The sequence below is a fragment of the Nocardia sp. MH4 genome (genome assembly GCF_019266065.1).
GTDB classification, from domain to species: Bacteria; Actinomycetota; Actinomycetes; order Mycobacteriales; family Mycobacteriaceae; genus Nocardia; species Nocardia canadensis.
Genome location: NZ_LPNR01000067.1, coordinates 1 through 22,907, shown reverse-complemented (window position 1 = coordinate 22,907; position 22,907 = coordinate 1). Strand labels below are relative to the sequence as shown.

Annotated in this window: 21 protein-coding genes and 2 pseudogenes; 13 read left to right on the top strand and 10 right to left on the bottom strand. The window is 71.1% G+C overall.

Going from position 1 to position 22,907, the window contains the following annotated elements; genetic code table 11:
• A complete protein-coding gene (locus ATM97_RS05805; RefSeq protein ID WP_218716904.1) occupies positions 1-636 on the bottom strand; it encodes a hypothetical protein in 636 nt (211 codons plus the stop codon).
• Positions 637-896: 260 nt separating this feature from the next.
• Between ATM97_RS05805 and serC the strand changes: the two genes are divergently transcribed.
• The 3 genes from serC to ATM97_RS05790 all read left to right on the top strand — a co-directional run bounded on the left by serC (position 897) and on the right by ATM97_RS05790 (position 4,216).
• Entirely contained in the window at positions 897-2,018 is a 1,122-nt protein-coding gene (gene serC / locus ATM97_RS05800; RefSeq protein WP_218716903.1) for a phosphoserine transaminase, read from the top strand.
• Between the two features lie 314 nt (positions 2,019-2,332).
• Positions 2,333-3,316 carry a septation protein SepH gene (gene sepH / locus ATM97_RS05795; protein ID WP_218716902.1) on the top strand — a complete coding sequence of 328 codons (984 nt, stop codon included), beginning with the start codon at positions 2,333-2,335 and terminating at the stop codon, positions 3,314-3,316.
• Positions 3,317-3,475: 159 nt separating this feature from the next.
• Complete coding sequence (locus ATM97_RS05790) at positions 3,476-4,216, top strand: hypothetical protein (protein ID WP_218716901.1); 741 nt, start codon at positions 3,476-3,478, stop codon at positions 4,214-4,216.
• A 6-nt stretch (positions 4,217-4,222) separates the two neighbouring features.
• On the opposite strand, the gene ATM97_RS05785 is transcribed toward ATM97_RS05790, so the two are convergent.
• Entirely contained in the window at positions 4,223-4,522 is a 300-nt protein-coding gene (locus ATM97_RS05785) for a DUF2537 domain-containing protein (protein WP_218716900.1), read from the bottom strand.
• Positions 4,519-5,349 (bottom strand): RNA methyltransferase, encoded by an 831-nt coding sequence (locus ATM97_RS05780; protein WP_255587179.1) that lies wholly within the window; start codon positions 5,347-5,349, stop codon positions 4,519-4,521. Before ATM97_RS05780 ends, ATM97_RS05785 begins: the two co-directional genes overlap by 4 nt.
• Between ATM97_RS05780 and ATM97_RS05775 the strand changes: the two genes are divergently transcribed.
• The gene (locus tag ATM97_RS05775; protein WP_218716898.1) at positions 5,348-5,740 is read left to right on the top strand and encodes a YccF domain-containing protein; all 393 of its coding nucleotides are present in this window, start codon (positions 5,348-5,350) and stop codon (positions 5,738-5,740) included. The two genes, ATM97_RS05780 and ATM97_RS05775, sit on opposite strands and share 2 nt — an antisense overlap.
• Here the strand turns inward: ATM97_RS05775 and ATM97_RS05770 are convergent, their stop codons facing one another.
• The gene (locus ATM97_RS05770; RefSeq protein ID WP_218716897.1) at positions 5,741-6,178 is read right to left on the bottom strand and encodes a MarR family winged helix-turn-helix transcriptional regulator; all 438 of its coding nucleotides are present in this window, start codon (positions 6,176-6,178) and stop codon (positions 5,741-5,743) included.
• Positions 6,179-6,240: 62 nt separating this feature from the next.
• Between ATM97_RS05770 and ATM97_RS05765 the strand changes: the two genes are divergently transcribed.
• Positions 6,241-6,501: a DUF2530 domain-containing protein gene (locus ATM97_RS05765; protein ID WP_218716896.1), complete on the top strand. Its 261-nt coding sequence runs from the start codon at positions 6,241-6,243 to the stop codon at positions 6,499-6,501.
• Here the strand turns inward: ATM97_RS05765 and ATM97_RS05760 are convergent.
• The gene (locus ATM97_RS05760) at positions 6,498-8,546 is read right to left on the bottom strand and encodes a neutral/alkaline ceramidase (RefSeq protein ID WP_218716895.1); all 2,049 of its coding nucleotides are present in this window, start codon (positions 8,544-8,546) and stop codon (positions 6,498-6,500) included. The two genes, ATM97_RS05765 and ATM97_RS05760, sit on opposite strands and share 4 nt — an antisense overlap.
• Before the next feature lie 119 nt (positions 8,547-8,665).
• On the opposite strand from ATM97_RS05760, the gene ATM97_RS05755 reads away from it, so the two are divergent.
• Positions 8,666-9,292 carry a TetR/AcrR family transcriptional regulator gene (locus ATM97_RS05755; protein ID WP_218716894.1) on the top strand — a complete coding sequence of 209 codons (627 nt, stop codon included), beginning with the start codon at positions 8,666-8,668 and terminating at the stop codon, positions 9,290-9,292.
• Here the strand turns inward: ATM97_RS05755 and ATM97_RS05750 are convergent.
• Together ATM97_RS05750 and ATM97_RS34225 are read right to left on the bottom strand one after the other, a co-directional pair.
• On the bottom strand, positions 9,289-12,318 hold the full coding sequence (locus ATM97_RS05750) for a sacsin N-terminal ATP-binding-like domain-containing protein (RefSeq protein WP_218716893.1): 3,030 nt from the start codon (positions 12,316-12,318) through the stop codon (positions 9,289-9,291). The two genes, ATM97_RS05755 and ATM97_RS05750, sit on opposite strands and share 4 nt — an antisense overlap.
• Positions 12,319-13,138: 820 nt before the next feature.
• Positions 13,139-13,898: pseudogene (locus ATM97_RS34225) on the bottom strand (DUF3027 domain-containing protein); the annotation flags it as partial.
• A gap of 8 nt (positions 13,899-13,906) precedes the next feature.
• On the opposite strand from ATM97_RS34225, the gene ATM97_RS05740 reads away from it, so the two are divergent.
• From ATM97_RS05740 to ATM97_RS05730, 3 genes are all read left to right on the top strand, one after another.
• Complete coding sequence (locus ATM97_RS05740; RefSeq protein WP_218716891.1) at positions 13,907-14,683, top strand: glutaminyl-peptide cyclotransferase; 777 nt, start codon at positions 13,907-13,909, stop codon at positions 14,681-14,683.
• Positions 14,684-14,750: 67 nt separating this feature from the next.
• Entirely contained in the window at positions 14,751-16,580 is a 1,830-nt protein-coding gene (locus ATM97_RS05735; protein WP_308248384.1) for an MFS transporter, read from the top strand.
• Complete coding sequence (locus ATM97_RS05730; RefSeq protein WP_218716890.1) at positions 16,577-17,092, top strand: DUF2771 domain-containing protein; 516 nt, start codon at positions 16,577-16,579, stop codon at positions 17,090-17,092. Before ATM97_RS05735 ends, ATM97_RS05730 begins: the two co-directional genes overlap by 4 nt.
• Positions 17,093-17,138: 46 nt before the next feature.
• Here the strand turns inward: ATM97_RS05730 and ATM97_RS05725 are convergent, their stop codons facing one another.
• A complete protein-coding gene (locus ATM97_RS05725; RefSeq protein WP_218716916.1) occupies positions 17,139-17,558 on the bottom strand; it encodes a cold-shock protein in 420 nt (139 codons plus the stop codon).
• A gap of 158 nt (positions 17,559-17,716) precedes the next feature.
• Here ATM97_RS05725 and ATM97_RS05720 point away from each other — a divergent pair, with 158 nt between their 5' ends.
• Positions 17,717-17,965, top strand: coding sequence for a hypothetical protein (locus ATM97_RS05720; protein ID WP_218716889.1), 249 nt, complete (start codon positions 17,717-17,719; stop codon positions 17,963-17,965).
• Between the two features lie 373 nt (positions 17,966-18,338).
• A complete protein-coding gene (locus ATM97_RS05715) occupies positions 18,339-18,947 on the top strand; it encodes a resuscitation-promoting factor Rpf1 domain-containing protein (protein WP_218716888.1) in 609 nt (202 codons plus the stop codon).
• A 65-nt stretch (positions 18,948-19,012) separates the two neighbouring features.
• Here ATM97_RS05715 and ATM97_RS05710 read toward each other — a convergent pair whose 3' ends face one another.
• On the bottom strand, positions 19,013-19,204 hold the full coding sequence (locus ATM97_RS05710) for a hypothetical protein (RefSeq protein WP_218716887.1): 192 nt from the start codon (positions 19,202-19,204) through the stop codon (positions 19,013-19,015).
• 155 nt (positions 19,205-19,359) lie between these two features.
• Between ATM97_RS05710 and ATM97_RS05705 the strand changes: the two genes are divergently transcribed.
• A complete protein-coding gene (locus ATM97_RS05705) occupies positions 19,360-21,660 on the top strand; it encodes a helicase-associated domain-containing protein (protein ID WP_218716886.1) in 2,301 nt (766 codons plus the stop codon).
• Between the two features lie 95 nt (positions 21,661-21,755).
• On the opposite strand, the gene ATM97_RS05700 is transcribed toward ATM97_RS05705, so the two are convergent.
• The gene (locus ATM97_RS05700; protein ID WP_218716885.1) at positions 21,756-22,265 is read right to left on the bottom strand and encodes a hypothetical protein; all 510 of its coding nucleotides are present in this window, start codon (positions 22,263-22,265) and stop codon (positions 21,756-21,758) included.
• Between the two features lie 109 nt (positions 22,266-22,374).
• Between ATM97_RS05700 and ATM97_RS05695 the strand changes: the two are divergent.
• Positions 22,375-22,907, top strand: a pseudogene (locus ATM97_RS05695) (hypothetical protein); the annotation flags it as partial.

Sequence of the window (22,907 nt, the reverse complement as noted above, 5' to 3'; positions counted from 1 at the left end):
TCAGGTCAGGCTGGTGAAGTCGATGGCGACGGAGGCGCCGCGATCGACGGTGAAGAAGGCGGCGTCGAGGCGGGTGCCGAGTTCGATCTGCCCGACCGCGGCCAGCGGCACCGGCTGGATCAGCCGCACCCGCCACGGCGACGGCTCGTCCCAGGCCCGCAACTCCAGGTCCAGGCGCAGCACCGGATCGTCGCGGCCGGTGTAGTCGGCCGCGATCGGCGCGACCGCCAGGACCGTCGCCTCCGCGCGGCGCCCGTTGGCCAGGATCTTGGCGGCCGCGCTGCGTCCCGACCGCGGCACCTCGGGGACGAACAACACCACGCGTTCCCGATCGCCCGGGTCGACGCGGCAGCCGACGACGTCGCCGGGCTGCATCCATTCCAGATCCTGGCTACGCACCCGCTGCCGCACCCGCGCGTCGTAGACCAGCTCGTCGGGCACCTCTACCCGCACCGAGAACCGGTATCCGCCCTCCCCGCGCCGGGATCGCACCGACAGCACGGTGGCCGTGGCGGGTAACCCCCTCATCAGCAGTTCTCGCCGGGAGCTCTCGGCCAGCAATCCCGGCCGTCTCCCGAACGCCCACACAAACCGGTCGAGCAGGGTCCGACCCGAGTCGGCCACGGCGAGGCTCATAGCAGAAGCGTAATGCGAATGCCCTACGCACAAGGGCAAATTCCCCGCACGCGCCGATCCGGGTCGACGTGACGGCCGCGCGGGGCCCGCGGTCGGGGCGTTCCGGGCACCTGCCGGGCCCGACGGTCCACCGGGTCGAGCTGGGCACCCGCCCAGCACGCCGGGTGCCCGCCACGCCGTGCCCGCGCCCCCGAGTGGGCCGCCTCACAGCCCCGCCCCCGTGCGCGTCGGACCATCGGCGGACCACTAAACTCGCCCCCATGACCAGTGCGTTCCCGACCATTCCCGCCGACCTCAAGCCCGCCGACGGACGGTTCGGCTGCGGCCCGTCCAAGGTCCGCCCGGAGCAGCTGCAGTCCCTGGTGACTGTCGGCGCCTCGGTGTTCGGCACCTCGCATCGCCAGAAGCCGGTCAAGGACGTCGTGGCGCGGGTGCGCAACGGCCTGCGTGAGCTGTTCTCCCTGCCCGAGGGCTACGAAGTGGTGCTCGGCAACGGTGGCACCACCGCGTTCTGGGACGCCGCCGCCTTCGGCCTGATCCGCGAGCGCTCGCTGCACCTGACCAACGGCGAGTTCTCCTCGAAGTTCGCCTCGGTCGCCAAGGGCAACCCGTTCATCGGTGACCCGATCGTCGTCTCGTCGGAGCCGGGCAGCGCGCCCGAGCCCGTCTCGGACCCCTCGGTCGACCTCATCGGCTGGGCCCACAACGAGACCTCGACCGGTGTGTCCATCCCGGTCTCGCGTCCGGCCGGCTCGGAGAACGCCCTGATCGCCATCGACGCCACCTCCGGCGCGGGCGGCCTGCCGGTGAACATCGCCGACTCCGACGTGTACTACTTCGCCCCGCAGAAGTGCTTCGCCGCCGACGGTGGCCTGTGGATCGCGATCATGAGCCCCGCCGCGCTGGCCCGCGTCGAGGAGATCAAGGCCTCGGGCCGCTGGACCCCGGAGTTCCTGTCGCTGCCGATCGCCATCGACAACTCCACCAAGGACCAGACCTACAACACCCCGGCGCTGGCCACTCTGCTGCTGTTCGCCGACCAGATCGAGTGGATGAACGCCAACGGCGGCCTGGACTGGACCGTCAAGCGCACCCTCGACTCGTCCTCGCGCCTGTACTCGTGGGCCGAGTCGAGCTCCTTCGCCACCCCGTACGTCACCGATCCGGCGCACCGCTCGCAGGTCGTGGGCACCATCGACTTCGACGACGCGGTCGACGCCGCCCAGGTCGCGAAGATCCTGCGGGCCAACGGCATCGTCGACACCGAGCCGTACCGAAAGCTGGGCCGTAACCAGCTCCGCGTCGGCATGTTCCCGGCGATCGATCCGGAAGACGTTTCGCAGCTGACCCGCTCGATCGACTGGGTCGTCGGTCAGCTCTGAGATAAGACCGCAATCAGGGCCGGTGCCCGGTGAACCATTTTCCGGTTCATCGCGCACCGGCCCTTTGCATTGGGCCCGGGCAGGTTCGCAACATTTGCATTCGGTCACACCGCCGCGGGCCGGTATTTGATGTTGATCTATCACCAAACTGCCTGCACACGACCAGGATTCGTGTGGTGAGCCGATCAGATTAGCGGGACCTGGGGTCTCGGTGCGCGATTTCGGTCGTGCGTGTCTGCTGCCGTGGGCAAGTAATGTGCACTACTGTCTAGGAAAGTGGGCGGTGTCGTAGCCGACGCGATAGGGAGGTAACGGTGCGTGAACTTCGAGTGATCGGGGTGACGCCCGACTCCACGCACATCGTGTGCAGCGACACCGAGTCCGGCACCAAGTTCCGGTTGCCCGCCGACGACAAGCTCCGCGCGGCGGCGCGCGGCGACCTCGCACGATTCGGCCAGATCGAGATCGAAACGGAAGCGTCTATGCGTCCTCGCGATATCCAGGCCCGTATTCGAGCCGGAGCGTCCGTCGAGCAGGTCACGGCGGAGTCCGGGATGCCGGCCACCAAAGTCGAACGTTTCGCCTACCCGGTGTTGCTGGAGCGTGCCCGCGCCGCGGAACTGGCGCAGAAAGCGCATCCGGTGCGCCCGGACGGTCCCGCGCTGGAAACGCTGCACGAGATCGTCACCGCGGCCTTCGCCGAACGCGGCCACACCATCGAACAGGCCGAATGGGACGCCTGGAAAGACGAAAAGGGATTCTGGGTCGCCCAATTGCAGTGGCGCCACGGTCACTCCGAGATCGCCGCGCACTGGCGCTACCAGCCGGACGCGCACGGCGGCTCGGTCTCCCCGCTCGACGACCCCGCCAACGACCTGATCGATCCCGATTTCGGGCGCGCGCTGCGTGGGCTGGCCACCATCCTGCCCACCCCGGTGGAGAAGGCGCCGCCGGTCGTGGAACCGCCGACCCCGGTCGAGCCGCGCCCGCGCGAGCAGGTCGCCCCGACCGCGCGGCCGACGGCCCGGCCCGCCCAGCCGACGCTGGACGAGTACTACGAGCAGCGCGCGGTCGCCGCCGGTGGTGGCGCCGCGGCGATTCCGGCCGCGCCGGCACCCGCTGCGCCGGTCCCGGCGACGCCGCCGAGTCAGCCGGTCGCGCAGCAGGAGAAGGAGCAGCCCGCGCCGGAGCCGGCACCGGAGAAGCCCGCCGCCAAGCCCGCACGGGCCAAGCGCGGCAAGGCGCCGATGCCGTCCTGGGAAGACGTACTCCTGGGCGTGCGCAGCTCCGGGCACTGAGTCGTCCCGCCTCGCCGGGATGTCGGCCGGACCTAGGTGCGGCGTCGGGGTGGGTTGGCCAGCGGCGGTCGTCGGTGAGGTCGCGGTAGCCCGTTCCCGGTGAGTTACCCATGTTCTTGCTGGAGCTGGTGATTCGGTCTAGGTGGGAGGTGGTTGTCGGTGCTGTCCGCTTCCACGCTCTGGTATGTCGACACCCCGGATCCGGCGGCCGTGCTGCGTGGGCGGCCCGAGCCCGATCCGGCGGCCGCTGCCGCCTTGGCCGGGCAGTTGTACGCCGAGCACGATGTTCGGCCGATCATGATCGGGACGCTCAACGGATGCGCCGCGCCGGATCGGAACGAGGTGTACATCGGGTGCTATCCGGGGCTGACAGTCGTGTGCACGGCCGAGGCGGCGCTGGTGCGGCCGACGAAGCTGCCGGATCTGCTGGTGCGGCCGCTGGCCTCGGAGCACACCTATCTGGTCTCGTTCGACGCCACGCTGCGCTGGGGCGCGTTCGCGCACTGGGAGCGCGGCGAGTTCCGGCGCTCGTTCAGTTCCACCCGGGTCGACATCCTGGAGAACGAGGGCTTGCCGATGGTGTGGGAGCGGCCGTTCTGGGCCGGTGACCATCCGGTGCCGTGGCAGCCCGGCGACCGTCCCGAACCGCAGTCACTGCCGTTCGACCCGCCTGCCTTCGCCGATGCCGCCAACGACGAATGGCTCGGGTTCCGCTATCGCACGCAGGCCGCGCCCGGCGGCCTGGTCCCCGGCGACCTGGCGGTCTGCGGCTTCACGCTGTACCCGAAGGGGCAGGCACCGCAGCCACCATCGCTGGTGCAGGCGGACAGCCCCGGCGCGGCCACCCGGCGCAAGCGGGGCCTGTTCGGCTGGCTGCACCGGACCGACCGGGTGCTGTGAGACCGCTCAGCTGAGCTGGTCGACGAGCAGCGTCAGCCAGCCGAGCACCACCCCGAGCGCCGCCCCGGCCAGCACCCACCGCACGACCGGGGTGAACCGCCAGCGCCACGCCGTCGGCGCCACCCCGACCGCGGCCACCACGTTCACCGCCACGGCGAGCAGCCAGTGGACCGTCGCCAGCGCGGCGCCGAACGCGTACACCGCCACGGCGCCGAGCGCCGCGACCAGCACCACCACCGTGACGCCCGCGGCCCACGGCACCGAATCCGGTTGCGCGCGGTACGGACCGTCCGGTTCCTGCTTCACGATGTTCGCACCCGCTCGTAGAAGGCCATCGCCGCCGCGGTCGCCACATTGAGCGAATCGGTCCCGGGCGACATCGGAATTCTCGCGCGAATATCGGTGGCGCGCATGGCTTCTTCGGTCAAGCCCGGTCCCTCCGCGCCGAGCAGCAGCGCGACCCGCTCCCCCGTCATCGCCGTCGCCAGGTTCACCGCCGCCGGATTCGGCGTCAGCGCGATGATCTGGAAGCCGCGCTCACGCAACAGCTCCAACCCGCCCGGCCACTGCGGCAGCTGCGCGAACGGCACCCGCAGCACGTGGCCCATCGAGACGCGGACCGCGCGCCGGTAGAGCGGATCGGCGCAGCGGTCACCGAAGAGCACCGCGTCCGCGCCGAGCCCGGCCGCGTTGCGGAACATCGACCCCAGGTTCTCGTGATCGTTGACGCCCTCGAGCACCGCCACCGTGCGGGCGCCGTCGAGCACCTGCTCGACCGACAGCTCGGCGGGCCGCGGTGCCACCGCGAGCACGCCCCGGTTGAGATGGAAGCCGACCACCTCGGCCATCACCTCGGCATCGGCCCGGTAGTACGGGATGTTCCGATCGGCCAGGTCCTCGGCCAGCGCCTCGTAGCGCTTCCCGACGCCGAGCAGCGCGCTCGGGGTGAACCGGGAGTCGAGCATCCGCTGCACGACCACGACGCCCTCCGCGATCACCAGGCCCTTGCGCCCCGGCAGGTCGGGCCTGCGGTCGGCGGAGGACAGGTCACGGAAGTCGTCGACGCGAGGGTCGGCGGGGTCGTCGATGTCGATCACTTCGGCCACGGGACAATCCTGGCATGATGGATACATGAAGCTCGTACAGTTGATCTTGAACATCCTGTGGGTGGTGCTGTGCGGTTTCTGGATGGCCCTCGGCTACCTGCTCGCGGCGCTGATCTGCTTCATCCTGATCATCACCATCCCGTTCGGCATCGCGTCGCTGCGGATCGCCGGCTACGTGCTGTGGCCGTTCGGCCGCAGCGTGGTCGACAAACCGAGCGCGGGCGCCGGCTCACTGATCGGCAACATCATCTGGTTCGTCTTCGCGGGCTGGTGGCTGGCGATCGGTCACATCGCGACCAGCATCGCGCTGGCGGTGACCATCATCGGCCTGCCCTTCGCCTGGGCGAATCTCAAGCTGGTGCCGCTGTCGCTGTTCCCGCTCGGGCACGAGGTCGTCGACTCCGACCAGACGCGCTGATCACTCCGATTCGGCGACGATCTGGTTCATGATCTCGACCGCCCGGTCCAGGATCTCGATCTGCTCCGGTTGCAGGCGCGAGAGCTGATCGGTCATCCAGGCCTCACGGGCACTGGTCTCGTCGGCCACCAGCGCGCGCCCGGCCGGGGACAGCGAGACGATGATCTGCCTGCCGTCGGTCGGATGCGGACGACGCTGCACCAGATCCAGGTCCGACAGCGAGGCGATGACGCGCGTCATCGACGGCGGCTGCACCCGCTCCTTGCCCGCGAGCGCCCCGGGTGTCATGGCACCATCACGCGCCAGCGTCGCCAGAGCCGACAGCTGGGTGAGCGAGATCTGCGCGTCGGCACGGCGGCCGCGCAGATGTCGCGTGAGCCGTACGACGGCCAGTGAGAGGTCACCGGCCAGGGCACGGACGTCCGATGGCGTTGTCACAGTGCAGAACTCTACGGTACGTCCGCGCCACCTGATGTGTTTCACGCGGCTACTGTTTGGGTATGGATAACGGTCACGTCAGCTCCGCGGTCCCCGAACTGCCTCGAAGCCTGGTCGATCCGCGTCCGGTGGTGGTGGTCGGATTCGTCGCCTGGATCGTCGCGACCGCGCTGGTGTGGCTGAATCCGGCCTGGTCGGAGGCCCGGTCGGTGTGCCTGATGGGCTTGGCGGTCGGCGTGCTCGGCGTCTCGATCTACCTGGCCCAGCTCCGCTCGGCCCGCCGTGGCGACAAGGGCGCGCAGGTGGGTCTGTCGACCGACTAGCCGGTCACCTCGAATTCGGCGCTGGTCCCGGTGACCGGACGCAGCACACCGTCGGCGCCCAGCGCGTCGGCGAAATGCACGAACCGGTGCACGCCGGCGGCCGTCGCGGGCACGTCCCAGGTGAACCTGGCGATCGAGACCGCCTCGCCCTCCTTGCGCCAGTGGAACCGCACGTCCCACTCGCCCTCGTTGGCCACCCGCTCCCAGTCGCCCGCACCGGTGCGACGCTGCACCTCGAGGAAGGTGTCCCCGCGACGCGGATTGTGCTTCGGGTGCGCCGAGACGAATTCGACCGCCACCCGCTCGCCGCGTGCGCACGTCGCCGGCGGCTGCACGAGGACATCGCCGAAGCCTCGCCCCTGCGGCGTCGTGTCCGGGCCGGGCACGGCGGCGAAATTCGGCTGGAGCGCCGACACATCGCGCGGCGCCGGACCACGCCCGATCGCCCCGCCCGCGACGAACGCGGCGGCCAGCCGGGCGAACTCCTGCTGATACGCGCACAGCGTGTAGCGGCCGAACAGCGTCGAGGCGCCCTCGTACTGCTGCGCGTCGTACTCCTCCGGCGTGGTCACGTACTCGTGGTAGGAGTTCGCGTAGCCCTGCAGCAGCACGTGTTCGGGCTCGACGCCGAGCACCGCCGCCACCGCGCGCCGCACCCGCAACCCGGCGACGATGGTGAATTCCGCGCCTGCGGCGGCCAGATAGAGCCCGCCGATCCGGATCAGCTGGATCGGCACCACGTTCGGCACCCACGGCACCGGCGGCAGCAGCCCCAGCGGCACCGCGATCGCCTTGGGCGCCTGGGCGTCCGCCAGCCAGGCCGGGTGCGGATGGTCGATCCCGCCGAGGAAATCCACCATCGGATTGCGCACACCCTCGGGAATCGGCCCGCCCGGCAGGCCGGGCCCGTCCTCGACGCTGCCCGCGATCAGCGAAACGCCGGCGGCGGCAGGCGAAGTGCGCCGCGGCGCGCCGTCCGGGGTGAACCGGCCGTCCACGGCGATGTCGGCCAGGTCGATGTAGCACAGCATCGATCCGACCGGCCCCGACATCGGCACCGCCTGCGCGGCAGCCGCTTTGGACGCGTCGTACTGGCGCTCGCCGAGGATTCTGGTGTTGTCGAACTCGTCGGTGGTCGGCCCGTCGCCGGGCCGCAGATTCAGGTTGGGTGACATGTCACCGGCGTTGGTCTGCGCGAACGCCGCGATGTAGGCCGGTGGGCCGTCGAGATGGCGCACGCCGTGCTCGATGTGCTCGGCGGCGAAGCTGGCGTAGCCCTTGTTGTCCGAGCTGATCAGCCGGTTGGCGTTGGTCATCGAGGTGTTGTGGGTCGCGAACCAGGTCAGCGCGCCGACCTCACGACCCGCCCTGGTGAAGACCAGCGTGGTCACGGCCGGGTCGATGGCGTCGGGGAACACCGCGCGGTCGGCCTCGGGATTGCGCTCGAAGGCGACGCGGGACCGGTTCACGCTGGCGTCGCGCAGGGTGGACCGACCCAGTGCGATGGCGCCGGGCCCGAAATCGGCGTCGGCGGCGACGATCGCCTCGACGATGCCGTTCACCTCGGCCTCGTAGACCTGCTGCTGAAATCCCAGGGTCGCCAGCGTATAGGCGTAGTCGTGCGCGGAACCGCCACAACTGGCATGGGTGTGGGTCGAGGTGAGCACGACATTTCGCTCGGTATAGCGATCGCCGAATCGCTGCGCGAGCGCGAGCAGCACACCGCGATGCACCGAGCCGAACACCGCCCCGTTCTCCACCGCGACGTAGGCGACGCGATTTCCGTCCGCGCCTATCACGAACGCGCGGGCGCGGGGGCGCAGATGAATTCCGGCCGTCGCCTGATCGAGTTGCGAGTAGCCCATCATGCCGCATTCCGCGGCCGGTCCGGTGAGATCGGCGATACCGAGCCCGAATTCGAATCCGCCTGGTTTCGGATTCGCGCGGGCGGCGGGCGTCGCGGCGCCGGTGAGCGCCGAGACGACGGGCACGGCGGCCACACCCAGGGCCGAGGCGGCCAGGACGGTACGGCGGGACACGGACATCAGGCGACTCCTTCGCAACTTCCGATTCGGAGACAACCACATCAACTGGTCAGATGTCCAGGATTTTCTCGCGGACCGGCGAATTGACTGTTTGCCACGCGGGCGCTTAACTCGCACACGTGTCCTCCCGATTGAGCGTCGAAGAACGACGAGCCCACCTGATCGAGGCTGCGATCGGTCTCGCCGAGAAAAAAGGCGTCGCGGGCGTGACCACGCGCGATGTCGCACAAGCCGCGGGCGTCTCACTCGGTGTGGTGCATTACTGTTTCGAAAACAAGGACGCACTGATGACCGAGCTGGTCAAAGCGTTGTCCATGGAATTGCGCGATTCCGTCGATGCCGATGATTCGCTGTGGGCCGATGCCGGAACCGGAAAAGAAGCGCTTCAGAAATTGGTGCGTTCCGGTTTGGAACTGATGTGGCGCAACATCGAAGCCACTCCGGAGCGCCAGCTGCTCACCTACGAGACCACCACCTACGCCCTGCGCGAGGGCGAGTCGACGCCGGCCAAGATCGCGATCGCGCGTGAGCAGTACGCGTTCAACGACACCACCGTCGCCGACGTCATGGACCACTTCCGGGAAGCGACCGAGACCACCTGGACCACCCCCGTCACCGAGCTGAGCCGATTCATCCTCAGCGTCATCGACGGTGTCGTGCTGCGCTGGCTCGTCGACGACGACAGCGAGGCCGTGCAGACTCAGCTCGACCTGCTCGCCGCGATGGTGGCCGCGCACGCGCGCTAGCCCCGCGGCACCTGCACGTGCACCGCGTCCTCGGTGTGCCACCACGGCACCCGTACCGTGCCCGTCAGCGCACCGCGCAGATGCACCTCGAGCGTCTCGTGCAGGACCAGCGCGCCCGAGGTATCCCGCGGTGACCACAGCTGACGCAGCACCACCCCCAGCGCGTCCGCGGCCCAGGTGGTCCGTCTGCCGGTGCCGAGCACCTCGGCGCTGACCTCCTCCGAGACCAGCGGCAGGTCCAGCAGGGTCGCCAGTCCCTCGGCGCTGTCGATATCACCGGCCACCAACTGCTCCGGCGGGACGACCAGACCGAAGCAGGGCTGGTCCAGGACCAGGACGGTGCTCGCGTCGACGACCGCGCCGGACAGCGCGCGCACCTGATCGGGCAGATCCAGTTCGCGCGGATCGAGCGCACCGGTCTCCACGGCGGCGGCCAGCCGGGCGTGGGTGTGCGCGATGACCTCGGGTGCCGGGGTTTTCGACGGGTCGGCGAGGGCATCGAGAAGTTCCTCGGCCAGTTCGGCCGACATCACGTCCGGGCGGACCAGCAGCGGGCGCAGCACGTCCAGGTCGGTGCCCGCGATGCCGTCGACCTCGAAAGCCGGGAGCAGGCCCGCGAATTCGTCGTCGTCGGGGTGCCGCAGGCGGCCGAGCGCGATATCACCGACGTGCGCGTGCCGATGCAGCCACCAGGCGGTGTAACCGTCGCGGTCGGCGAGCAGGGCGCGGGTGCGCGGCTCCGCCAGCAGCTGCCGCAGGGCGGCGGGCCAGCGGTTCTCGTCGACCAGATCCAGATCGCGGACGGCGGCCAGCTCGCGCGGATCCTCGGAAAGACCGTCCCACCAGGCGTGTTCGTCGTCGAGGTCGTGATCGGGGCCGACCGGGTCGGGGTCGCTGACCACCGCGAAGTCCCAGCCGACGCCGATCGCGCGCAGGGCCTCGGCGCCGTACTCGGCGACCGTGTCGTCGGCGACGGTGCCGAACGGCGAGTCGTCGACCAGGACGGCGGCCAGCGGTGCGCCGGGCAGCAGCAGTTCGTCGGCGGGACGCGGTTCGCCGGTGTCGTCGGGCAATTCGAGCAGGCCGAGCCACGACGGGAGCAGTTCCGGGGTCGCGAAGGGGGCCAACCGCAGGACCGCGTCGACGGTGTCGGGGTCGGCCGGGTCCTGCTCGAGCAGGTCGCGCAGGCCCGGGTCGGTGAGCAGGTCCTCCGCGGTGGCGCTGCGGGCGCCGAGGCGGGCCAGCAGCGCGTGGGTGGCGTCGGGGTGCACCAGGCGGGCCCAGTGCACCGGAACGGCCACGGTGAGCTGATCGTCGAGGACGACGGTGCGCGGGCCGGTGACCAGCCTGCCGTCGGCCAGCGGCACCGCGAGCGCGCCGAATTCCTCGGCGGTCCTGGTATCGACCACGAACGGTTCGAGGGCGGCGTAGAACCGCTGCCACCAGTGCGGTTCGCGATCGAGGCCGCTCGACAGGTCGGCCAGGGAGGCGGGGCCGAGGCGGTGCACATCGAGGACCGACAGCTTCTCCTGCTGAGCGCGGCCGGACAGTTCCGGGATCAGCAGGGGGCCGGTGACATCGGCGAGTAAAGCCGCCAATTCCGGTGTGAGATCAGGGAATACGCTCGCGCGGGTCGGGATACACACCCGGTCCGCGGTCGCGTCGGGGCGGAAGCCCACGGTCGCCGTCGCCGATCCGAACGCGAGGGCGTCGGCGGACGCGGTTCCGGTCGCATCCAGCGCGACCTCGTCCCGCCCGGGCCAGGCCGAAGCGTCGGCCGCAGAGCTCGCGGCGCTCGGATCGGACTCGGCCGATCCGGTGGGCGCGAAACCCGCTGTCTCCGAATCAGACTCGGGCGACCCGCCGAACAAGGGGCCGACGGCCGTGACCGATGCGGAGCGGCCGTGGTCAGCGGTGACGGCTTCTGGCAGGTCGGGCTCGGTGGCGAGTTCGACCGGGTCGTCGATGTGGGCGGCGCAGACGGGGAGCCACGGGTTGGTGCGGAGTTCGGCGGTGACGGCTTCGCGCAGGAGGCCGTCGGCCTCGCTGCGGGCGAAACCGGGGGCCGGGACCAGGACGAGGCGGTCGCGGGGCGGGAGGGCGCGGGCGAAATCGGCGTAGCCGGAGGCCAGTTCGGACAGGCGGGCGCCGGGCAGGAGGCGACGGCGATCGGGCTGCATCGCGATGTCGGCCACCAGGATCGCGGGCAGGAACAGCTCCTCGTCGGAGCGGGTGGGGGCGCGCAGGACATCGGGCGCGGCGGCCACGGGGCGGCCGTCGCGCAGCGGGAGCAGCCAGCGGGCCCTGGGGGTGCGGTACTGCCACCAGCGCCGGGTGGCGCCCTCCGGCTGGGTGATGGCGAGTTCGGTGCGGCCGTCGGCACCGAGATCGGTGACGGTGCTGGTGAATTCGTCGGCGCCGATCCGGATGCGGTGCAGGGCGGGCAGTTCCAGCAGCAGGTCGGTCGCCTCCGCGCGCAGGGCGGCGAGGAGGGCGTCCGCGTCGATGTCGTCGCGCAGGTGTACGACGACCTCGGTATCGGCGCCGGCGACCGGGGTGGTCGGCACGGGCCAGGCCAGGCGCAGCACCGGCGGCTCGATCGTCGGCAGCTCCTCGGGGATCTCGATCCCGATGTCGTGCAGCGCGTTCCGGGTCGCGGTCCGGGAGAACCGGATCGAGCCGGTGGTCGACCGCACCTCGATCTCGTCGCCCACGGAGCGCACCGCCGTGAAGCCGACGCCGAACCGCCCGACCTGCTCGGCCTCGGCCTTGCCCGAGGCGCGCAACGCCGTCAGCGCGTGCACACCGGAAACACTGAGCGGCACGCCGGTATTCGCGACGTGCAGGCGCCCGTCGAGCACCCGGACACTCAACTCGCCGGGAACACCCGCCTTCGCCGCCGCGTCGGCCGCGTTCTGGGCCAGCTCGGTGAGCACCCGATCCCGGTAGCCCGCGGCCACCAGATCCGCCTCACTCGCACTGTCCTCCCGCAACCGGGTGGGCGAATCCCGCCAGGCGGCGAGCACTCCGGCACGCAGCTCCGCGGTGCCGAAGGGATCCGCCGATCCGTTCAGCGCGCCACCGACGATCCGTGCTCATCGGCGGAGTCGCCCTGCGCCGCGTCGACGACCTCGGCACCCGCCGCGTCCGACGCGGTTTCCGTCGCGGACGGACTCGCCACTGCGGCACCGGCGACGGCAGCCTCCTCGGCAGCGTCGGCCCGCGCACCGTCGGCGGCCGCATCAGTGTCGGCCTGCGAAACAGATTCGGCCACCTCCGATTCAGCGGCCGCTACCGACGCGGTGTCTTCCGCCGCATCCCGAGCAGCCAACTCGGCGGCAGCACCCTGATCCGCGGCAGCCTGATCCGCGACAGCGGCCTGGTCGGCGGCGGCCGACGCACGCTGATCGCCGGTCGTGGGTTCCACGGCAGCGGTGTCTGCCACAGCCGCAGCGGAGGACTCGGCGGTGACCTCGGGATCAGCGACCGGCAACTCAGCGACGGTGTCGACGTCCTCCGCGCTCGAGGGCGCCTCGGTAGCAGGCTCGACGACCGAAGCCGTCTCGGCATCGGGGGCCGACTCCTGCCGCGCGCCTTCGGCGAGTGCTCGAGGCGCGGTGGCGGCCGCGTCGGCAGCCTGGGCGGGCTCGGCCACAGTCCCGGCGGCCGAAGCGGGCTCGGCCACGGGGGCCGGCTCGGCGGCGACGACCTCGTCGGCCGATTCCGGTCGCGCGCCTTCGGCGAGTGCTGCGCGGGTGGCGGCGGCCGCGTCGGCGGCTTCGGCCTCGGCGGTCTCCTGCTGCTCGGTCACTGCGGCGGCGGATGCCTCGGCAGCGGCGGTGCCGTTCGCGCGCACGATCTCGACGAGTTCCACGGCGTGGTCGTCGAACGCCTCGTACCGCGGCGAACCGTTGCCCGAGGGGGCGACCACGTCGGAGTGGGCGCCACAGCCGTATTCGATGTGGACGACGTGGCCGTCCGCGCCCATCGCGTTGCCACAGACGCCGAAGGATTCGCGCAGGGCGCCGGCCAGCGGCAGGAAGAAACCGCACAGGCCGCAGGTGGACGGGGCGGCCTTGGCCATCTCGGTGTCGGGGCCGAACTCGGTATACCAGCGCTCGGCGGCCTCGATCCGGCCCTCGAGGCTGAGCACCTGGGTGCGGCCGAGGCCGACCTCGTGACAGACCTCGTCGACCACGGGATCACCGGTCGCGATGTAGCCGGGGACGAGCCGGGGATCGTCGGCGGGCGGGGCGAGCAGATCGCCGGGGCCGAGGTCGCCGGGCCGGACCCGCTGCTCCCACGGGACGAAGTCGGGGGCGATCAGGGCGTCGGGCCCCGGCAGCAGCGCCGACTCGCTGACCGTGGCATATGTGGCCTCCGGCGGCGCGGCGACCACCACGGCCCACTGCCAGCCCCGGTAACCGGGCAGGGTCGCCTCGAACCGGTGGGTGGCTGCCGTCTCGTCCTCGGCACTCACCCCCAGATGGACTCCTACCCCGTCGGGTTCCAACTCGACGAGCGCACGACGTGCGACTTCGGCCGCATCGGCCAGAACAGGACGCACGCCGGACTCCGAAACAGATACTGCGCTCACGGCATACATTTTGCCGTATGAAGTGCAATCGGAGTTCGTTGGCCGTCGCAGTGCTGGTCAGCCTGCTCGGCGTGGGGGCCTGTGGGGGCCGGGAAGAGCCCGCGCCGCCCCGCCTGCGCGTCGAGGTGATCGGCTCGTCACCGCACGATCCGCGGGCCTTCACCCAGGGCCTGGAGGTGGTCGACGGGGTTCGCTACGAAAGCACCGGCATGTGGGGCGTGTCGAGCGCGCGCGCCGCCGATCAGGCCACCGGCGTCGAGACCGCGCGCGTCGACCTGCCGGGGAACCTGTTCGGCGAGGGCATGACCAGGGCGGGCGGGATCGTCTGGCAGATCACCTGGCAGGACCACATCGCCATCGCCCGCGACCCGGTCACCCTGGCCGAGACCGGCCGCGTCGAATACGAGGGCGAGGGGTGGGGCGTGTGCGCGCAACCCCAGCGCCTGGTGATGAGCGACGGCACGCCCACGCTCACCTTCCGCGACCCGGTGACCTTCGCGAAGACCGGCTCGGTGACTCTCACCGGCTACCCGTCCCCCCAGCCGAACGAACTCGACTGCGCCCCCGACGGCACGGTGTACGCCAACAACTACCCCTCCGACGAGATCCTGCGGATCGACCCGGAGACCGGCCGGGTGCTCGCGGTGATCGAGGCGAGCGGACTGCTCACCGCCGCCGAGCGCGCGGGTACCGATGTCCTCAACGGCATCGCCCACCTGCCCGGGACCGACCGGTTCCTGCTCACCGGCAAGTACTGGCCGCGCCTGTTCGAGGTGCGATTCGTCCCCGAATAGCGCGCTGTGGCCAACACTGCCGCGCCGCGAGTGAACGCGGAAACGCCGCGTGGGCCAGAATTGGACTGTGACTACTCCCCGCGATCCCTCCGGTCCCGACCGTGGTCGCCGGGACGGTAACCCCGCGGGCAGGCATCCCGGCTTCGGGCAGTACCCGCCGCGCGCGGGCGGGCCGGGTTACGACGAGCAGCCGCGCAGGCCGACCGCGCCGCGGAAGGTCTTCCCCCGCCCCGACTCGCCCGACCCGCCGACGATCCGGTCGAAGAACCCGTTCCGGCGCGGACGGTCCGAGCCCGATGCCGCCCCGACCACACCCTTACGCGGCGCGCCGACGCCCCGCGAACGCGCCAGGCCGACGCCGCCGGAGAAGGATCTCGGCCCGCCGGGCACCCGCCCGCTCCCCCGCGCCGAGGAGCCCGTCGACGACGAGATCAAGCAGCGGGTTCCGCGCAAGCTGACCGTCACCCGGGTCGCCGCCATGCGCAGCCGCGAACTCACCGAACGCGGATTCGCCACCTTCCAGCGCGCGGCCAAGGCCGACGGCGCCGATCAATCGGGTCTGACCGCGCTCACCTACGCCACGATGGCCAACTTCGCGCTCGACGCCGCGATCGCCGTCTCACTGGCCAACACCCTGTTCTTCGCCAGCGCGACCGCCGAGTCCAAGACCAAGGTGGCGCTGTACCTGCTGATCACCATCGCCCCGTTCGCGGTGATCGCGCCGCTGATCGGCCCGCTGCTGGACCGTTTGCAGCGCGGCCGCAGGCTGGCGCTGGCGACGACGTTCGGGCTGCGCGCGGTCTTCGCCCTGCTGCTGATCTTCGAGATCGACACGTGGGGGCTGTATCCGCTGGCGCTGTGCATGATGGTCGGCTCGAAATCCTTCGCGGTCCTCAAGAGCGCGGTCACGCCGAGGGTGCTCCCACCGGATATCGACCTGGTGCGCACCAACTCCCGGCTGACGGTGTTCGGCCTGGTCGGCGGCACCATCGGCGCCGGCGCGGTGGCCGCGCTCGCCGCGATGATCGCCGGCTCGACCGGCGCGCTGGTCCTGGCGACCGGCATCGCGGTGGCCGGGGCGTATCTGAGCTTGCGGATTCCGTCGTGGGTGGAGGTGACCGAGGGCGAGGTGCCCGCGACGCTGAGCTATCACGGCCCCGACGCGCACACCGAGGTGCTCGAGCCAGGCACGGAGTCCTCGGTGCCCGCCCGGAAACGCCGGCAGCCGCTGGGCCGGGCCGTGGTCACCGGGCTGTGGGGCAACAGCTCCATCCGCGTGCTCACCGGCTTCCTGACCTTCTACATCGCCTTCGTCGCCAAGGGCTCGGGCGGCAGCCCGACCGAGCAGGCGGCCATGCTCGCGGTGGTCGGTGCCGCGGCAGGCATCGGCAACTTCGGCGGCAACGCGACCGGCGCCCGGCTGACCCTCGGCAGGCCGTCGCTGGTGGTGCTCGGCTGCACCGGCGCATGCGCCGCGGTGGCACTGTTCGCGATGTTCACCGGCAACCTGTTCGGCGCGGCGTTCGCGGCGCTGATCGCCTCGGCGGCGAGCGCGCTGGCGAAGGTGTCGCTGGACGCGGCCATCCAGGACGACCTGCCGCCGGAGTCGATCGCGTCCGGTTTCGGCCGATCGGAGACGGTGCTGCAACTGAGCTGGGTGATCGGCGGCGCGGCCGGTGTGCTGTTGCCGATCGAATTCTGGAAGGGTTTCGCGGTGATCAGCGTGATCCTGGTGATCGGCCTGATCCAGACGTTCGTCAGCTACACCGGACATTCGCTGCTGCCCGGCCTGGGCGGCAATCGTCCGCAGCACGCCGAGCAGGAAGTGCCCAACACCCATCCGTACCGGGCAGACCCCGGTGCGGTTCCGCGAGGGACAGGAGACCCCATCCGGTGAGCAAGCTCAACGTCCGCACGATCGTCGTTCTGGTCGCGGTCGGACTCTTCGCTGTCGCCGCGGTGACCGCGGGTCTGGTGGCCTACGGCGTGTCGAAGGCGCCCGAGCGCGACCCGCAGATCACCGCGTTCGCGCGCGGCACCACCGTCACCGTCGACCCGTTCCTGTACTGCACGGTCACCATGCAGGACTGCCGTTACGGCGAGACCACCGAGCTGACGACGACGGCGGGCCGCCCGGTGCAGCTGTCGCTCCCGGACAAGATCGCCGAGTCGCCGTGGCTGGTCCAGCTGATCTACCAGCGACCTTCCGGCGAGCAGGTCGACCGGGTGCTGAGCTTCGCCGACTTCCCCTCGGGCGCCCGCGCGCTCACCATCGATACCAAGCCCGAACCCGACCTGCGCCTGGCCGGCATCGAGGTCCAGCTCCCGATCCTGGCCCGCGACACCGTGACCGGCCGCGAGACCTACATCCCGCACGCCGCCTGGTCGATCAGCACCCCCGAGGCCTGACACGACTCGGTCCCGGACACCGTGGTGCCCGGGACCGAGGATCGGATCAGTGGTCGAGTTCGCGGGCGACGGCCCGCACGACCTCGGAGATCCGCTGGGACAGCTTGCGATCCGGGTACTTGCCGCGCCGCAGATCCGGCTGCACCTTGGTCTCGAGCAGCGTGATCATGTCCTCGACGAGGCCGTGCAGCTCGTCGGGCGACTTGCGCGGGCCCGCGTCCTTGCGGGCAGGCTGCTGAGACTGGTTGCCGCGCACGGTCGGCGGCGCCTCGAGCAGCTTCAGGCTCAGTGCCTGCGGGCCACGCCGACCCGCGGCCATGCCGAATTCGACGCGCTGGCCGGGCTTGAGACCTTCGACGCCATCGGGCAGCGCGGAGGAACGGACGTAGACGTCCTCGCCCTCGTCTTGGGAAAGGAAGCCGAAGCCCTTTTCGACGTCGTACCACTTCACCCGGCCGGTCGGCACTGCGCTCACCCGTTCATCATTCGATACCCGGACCCTTGTGGCTCGGGTTACATCTGCTTGTCGCGAAAAGAACGCGCCCCACAACAAGGCAGGACGCGATGTGCTCAGAGTCTACCCCGGTTGCTATAACGCGAGCACATCAGTTTTACGGTGCACCGGTGACCAACACACCTCCGCCCGCCGCCACTCCGCCGGAGCGCGACCCCCGCCGGCCCAGCGATCGACTGCTGCGACTGGCCGTCGCGCTGTTCGGTATCGGGATCCTGGCCGTGGTCGCCATCTTCGTGACGCCGATCGTGTCGGACTCGTCTCCGGGGCTGTGGCTGTACCTGCTGGCGATGCTCGCGCCGGTCGGCTTCCTGCTCGGCTTGGTGTTCGCGCTGTGGTCGGGCCGCCGCGCGCGTTGACGCGTCAACTGATTACCCGCGCGAATCGATACCCAGACAGTAGTGTGATCCTCATCACATAACAAGTAGGTCACGAACTGAGCGTGCAACCGTCGCGCACACCAGACACCGCGACTACCTGCGCGGACGCCTCGGGGATCACCCTGAGACCACCCCGAGACCCACCCGTACACGCCGGTTACCAAATAGTGACTTTCCCCGCTGTCCGTCGTACCGTTTCTCTCAGCCGGGGCAACCCCCGGAACCACCGGCCCGCCGCACCGAACCTCACCCCGCGGGTACCGGACCCCGATTGGAATCAGGAGTGAGGGCGGACCGGGAGACCTCTCAGTCCGGGCCACATGCAGGTGCGCACGAGAGGAAGAAACCCGATATGAGTGGACGCCACCGCAAGCCGACTTCCACCGGCCGCACTGTCGCCAAGGTCGCCGTCACCGGCGCGATCATCGGCACCGCCAGTGCAGCTTTCGCCGGAAACGCCAGCGCGGCCCCCGACTCCGACTGGGATCGCCTCGCGCAGTGTGAAGCCGGCGGCAACTGGGGCATCAACACCGGCAACGGCTACCAGGGTGGGCTGCAGTTCTCGCCCTCCACCTGGAACGCGCACGGTGGTGGCGAGTACGCCGCCACGGCCAACCAGGCCACCCGCGAACAGCAGATCGCGGTCGCCGAAAAGGTTCTCGCTTCTCAGGGTTGGGGCGCTTGGCCCTCCTGCTCGTCTCAGCTGGGTCTGAGCAGCGGCCCGACCGAGCGGATCGCGCCCTCCTCGCCGAGCTGGGCCCCGCAGGTGACTGTTCCGCAGGTGCAGGATCCGAGCCAGGAAGTCTTCCAGGCCGTCGATCGCGCCCTCTCCGTCGTGCAGCAGCAGGGTGTCGCCGTGCCCCAGCAGGCGCTCGATTTCTTCAACGCCGCCAAGGGCACTCAGCTCGACCCGGCCGTGATCGACTTCTTCGAGGCGAACAAGGGCCTGCTGCCCTCCTGATCGCCCGCGCAGACAACTAGAGCCCGCATCCCTAGGGATGCGGGCTCTTGTCTTTCCCGTCCTACCTACACCCGGTTGATCACCGTCTGCGGGTGGATGTACGGCAGCTTCGATGCCGGGACGGGAAACTCGGTGTCCTCACCGAAGGGCGAGAGGTTACCGGCGCGGGTCGACGACAGTTCGGTCACGGCGTGTTCGCCGTCGGCCACCTGCGGCCAGCCGTTGTCGACGTAGGGTTTCTTCGATTTGTTCACCACGGGGTCATTCTGGCATACCCACCACGGTGCTCAATCGCGGCTGGCGCCGCAGGTTCTCGGCCCGTTTCCGCGATCTTCTCTCCCTCCGGGCACTCCTTCGTCACAGCCTTCGGTCAGTCCCGAGCGAGGCGGCCGAGAACTGTAGGCTGGATCGGATGATCGCGACGGACTCCCTCGCCGATTGGCTCGGTGCGCGCACCGACTCCCAACTGGTGAAACTGCTGCAGTTGCGGCCCGATCTGGCGGTACCGCTGCCCGCGTCGATGTCGGTGCTCGCGGTGCGTGCCCAGCAGCGGGCCTCGGTGCTGCGCGCCGCCGACGATCTCGACACCCTCGAGTTCGCGATCATCGAAGCGCTCACGGCCAACGAGGATGCCCGCACGATCGGCACCGAGGTCACCCCGCTCACCCGGACCACCCTGCACGCGCAGCTCAAGGACCGGGTCACCAAGACCGCTTTCACCACCGCGCTGACCCGCCTGCTCGACCGCGCGCTGGTCTGGCAGACCGACGACGGCCTGCACCTGGCCCCGAGCGCCGCCGAAGCCCTCCCCTGGCCGCTCGGCGCGACGACGGCGCTGCCCGACGCGCTGACCGAGCCCGAAGTCACCGACGCGCTCGCCGCGGCGGGCCCGGCCGAGCGGGCGCTGCTCGAGAAACTGGCCACCACCGGGCCGCGTGGCCGCACCAGGGACGCCGCACCCGGCGCTGACCCCGATCGCCCGGTACCGCGGCTGCTGGCGGCCCGGCTGCTGCACCGGATCGACGACGAGACGGTCGAGCTGCCGGTGACGGTCGGCCAGGTACTGCGCGGCGACCCGGTCACCGACCCGCACGCCCTCGCCCCGCCCAAGCCGACGCTGACCAAGCACGCGCCCGCCGAGGTGAACGCGGTCGGCGCGGGCGAAGTCGGTGAGCTGCTGCGCGATTGCGCCGACCTGCTCGACGCGCTGGGCCGCCTGCCCGCCCCCGCGCTGCGCGCCGGTGGTCTCGGCGTGCGCGAGTTGCGCCGCCTCGCCAAGCAGACCGGCATCGACGAGCAGCGCACCGGGCTGCTGCTGGAACTGCTGGCGGCCGCGAAGCTCGTGGAGAAGGGACTGCCGGAGCCGGTGCCGGAAGTCGACTCCACCGACGACTTCTGGGCCCCGACCCCCGCGGCCGACGCCTGGCTGGACGCACCGCCGGCGACCCGCTGGGTGCTGCTCGCGCAGGCCTGGCTGGACCTGGACCGGATGCCGTGGATGATCGGCCTGCGCGACGCCGCCGACAAGCCGATCGCCGCGCTCTCGGCGGAGCTGCGCATCCCGCACGCGGTGCGCGACCGGCACGCCGTCCTCGGCCTGCTCGCCGAGTACCCCAGCGGCACCGCGCTGACCGCCACCGATATCGGCAAGCTCCTGGCCTGGCGGATGCCGCGCAGGCGCAGGCACTTCCGGCTCGACGCGGTGACCGCGACGCTGGCCGAGGCCGCCACCCTCGGCCTGCTCGGCCGCGGCGCGCTCGATTCCGCCGCCAGGGCCCTGCTGCACGGCGCGGACACCAGCGTCGCCGACGCCGAGGCGGAGATGGCCGCGGCGCTGCCGGAGCCGGTCGATCACGTCCTCGTCCAAGCCGACCTGACGGTGATCGCGCCCGGTCCCCTGGTGCCCGAGTTACGCGGCCGGATCGCGCTCGTCGCGGATGTGGAGTCGGCGGGCGCGGCCACGGTCTACCGGGTCGGTGACGCCTCGGTGCGCCGCGCGCTCGACGCCGGGCTGACCGCCGCCGAACTGCACGCGCTGTTCGCCAACCACTCGCGCACGCCGGTCCCCCAGTCGCTGACCTACCTCATCGACGACGTCGCCCGCCGCCACGGCCAGCTGCGGGCGGGCATGGCGCAGTCGTTCCTGCGCAGCGACGATCCCGCGCTGCTCGCCCAGGTCCTGGCCGCGCCGGTGGCCGACACGCTGGCCCTGCGCGCGATCGCGCCGACCGTCGCCATCGCCCTGGCTCCGCTGGGTGAACTGCTCGAACAGCTGCGCGCGGCCGGTTTCGCCCCGGCCGGTGAGGATTCCGCGGGCGCGATCGTCGACCTGCGCCCGCGCGGCGCCCGCATCGCGGTCCGCCCGCTGGCCCGCAAGCCCTACCGCCCGAACCCGCCGAGCGACGAACAGCTCGCCCTGCTGGTCACCGAACTCCGCGCGGGCGAACGCGCCGCGGGCGCCCGCACGGGACAGTCGGTGCGCGCCGACGGCACCCGCACCGGCACCGCGGCGACCCTGGCCCTGCTCCAGCTGGCCGCCAGGGTCGGCCGCCCGGTGAACATCGGTTACGTCGACGCCCAGGGCGTCGCCAGCCAGCGCGTGGTCGAGCCGCTGCGCGTGGGCAACGGCCAACTGGACGCCGTCGACCCCGTCACCGGCGCGACCCGCCACTTCACTTTGCACCGAATAGCCTCGGTCGCCCTCCTCGACTGACACCGCAGGAAACGGCCGCCCCGATCACACACGCCCCGACCCCGAGGAGGGGCAGGCCGACGCAGTCGGCCGTCGCGCGCGCCAGCGCTCCAATATCAGGGCTTGGCCATGCAGAAGGTGGCCTTGGGGTCGGAGACCGTGCGGAACTGGGTGGCGTCGGCACCGCACTGGAGCTCGTCGGCCACGCCGTCGATGCGCTTGACGACCTTGAACGTGGCCTCTGGGGCGGTGCAGGCCACGGTTTCGGCGGGGCGCTTGCCCGCGTCGGCGTAGCAGTTGCCCTGGGCGAAGTTGGGGGCCAGGCAGAGACCGGTCTTGGTGTCGCCCACCGTGCCGTTGAAGGTGGCATCGGCGACATCGCAGGTCAGCGGGGCCGTGCCGACCTGCACGATCCGGTAGTTCGACGTCGTCGCCGAGCAGTCACCGAGCTTGCCGACCATCGCGTCGGCCGCGTTGTCGGTGACCTCGACGCACGAGCCCGTGGCGAGCGAGCTGCCCGCCGAATCGCTGTCCGACGAACAGGCGGCGACCGCCCCGACCAGTGCGACCGTCGCCACGGGGGCGAGCACGACCCGCGCCAGCAGTCGCTTTCCTGGGAACAACACTGAAAACCTCACTCACCGAACGGTTCAGGCGAACATGACCGCCGGTGACGATACCCAAGCCCGCCGCGCCCGCGCTCGGCCCCGTCGAACCCTGGCTACCATCACAAAGATGACCCTCGACGATGTCGCAGGCGAGCTGTACGGCCTCGACCCCGGCGACTTCGTGCCGACCCGCACCGAACGGGCCGCCCAGGCCCGCGCCGACGGCGACCGCGAGCTGGCCAAGGCCATCACCGCGCTGCGCAAACCGACGGTCGCGGCGTGGACGGTCAACCTGCTGGCCCGGCACGCGCCGCAGGAGATCACCGCCCTGCTCGACCTCGGCGACGCCCTGCGCTCGGCCCAGCGCCAGCTCTCCGGCGACAAACTGCGCGCCCTCGGCGCCCAGCGCCAGCAGGTGGTCAACGCCATGACCAAGCGGGCGGGCGAACTGGCCGCCGAGCACGACCGCCCGGCCGGCGAGCAGGTGCTGCGCGAGGTCGGCCAGACCCTGACCGCCGCGCTGGCCGATCCCGGCGTCGCCGACCAGGTCCGCGCCGGCGTGCTGCCCGCCACCGTCACCTACGACGGCTTCGGCCCGGCCGGGCTGGTCGCGATCACCGGCGGCAAGGCCGCCGCACCGGCCACACGCGCGACCCGGCG

What these genes read in the sequence shown, in the direction of transcription:
- ATM97_RS05805 (WP_218716904.1), bottom strand. Translation starts at nt 636, where the DNA reads ATGAGCCTCGCCGTGGCCGACTCGGGTCGGACCCTGCTCGACCGGTTT.
- serC (WP_218716903.1), top strand. Translation starts at nt 897, where the DNA reads ATGACCAGTGCGTTCCCGACCATTCCCGCCGACCTCAAGCCCGCCGAC.
- ATM97_RS05775 (WP_218716898.1), top strand. Translation starts at nt 5,348, where the DNA reads ATGAAGCTCGTACAGTTGATCTTGAACATCCTGTGGGTGGTGCTGTGC.
- ATM97_RS05780 (WP_255587179.1), bottom strand. Translation starts at nt 5,349, where the DNA reads ATGTATCCATCATGCCAGGATTGTCCCGTGGCCGAAGTGATCGACATC.
- ATM97_RS05765 (WP_218716896.1), top strand. Translation starts at nt 6,241, where the DNA reads ATGGATAACGGTCACGTCAGCTCCGCGGTCCCCGAACTGCCTCGAAGC.
- ATM97_RS05760 (WP_218716895.1), bottom strand. Translation starts at nt 8,546, where the DNA reads ATGTCCGTGTCCCGCCGTACCGTCCTGGCCGCCTCGGCCCTGGGTGTG.
- ATM97_RS05740 (WP_218716891.1), top strand. Translation starts at nt 13,907, where the DNA reads ATGAAGTGCAATCGGAGTTCGTTGGCCGTCGCAGTGCTGGTCAGCCTG.
- ATM97_RS05715 (WP_218716888.1), top strand. Translation starts at nt 18,339, where the DNA reads ATGAGTGGACGCCACCGCAAGCCGACTTCCACCGGCCGCACTGTCGCC.
- ATM97_RS05705 (WP_218716886.1), top strand. Translation starts at nt 19,360, where the DNA reads ATGATCGCGACGGACTCCCTCGCCGATTGGCTCGGTGCGCGCACCGAC.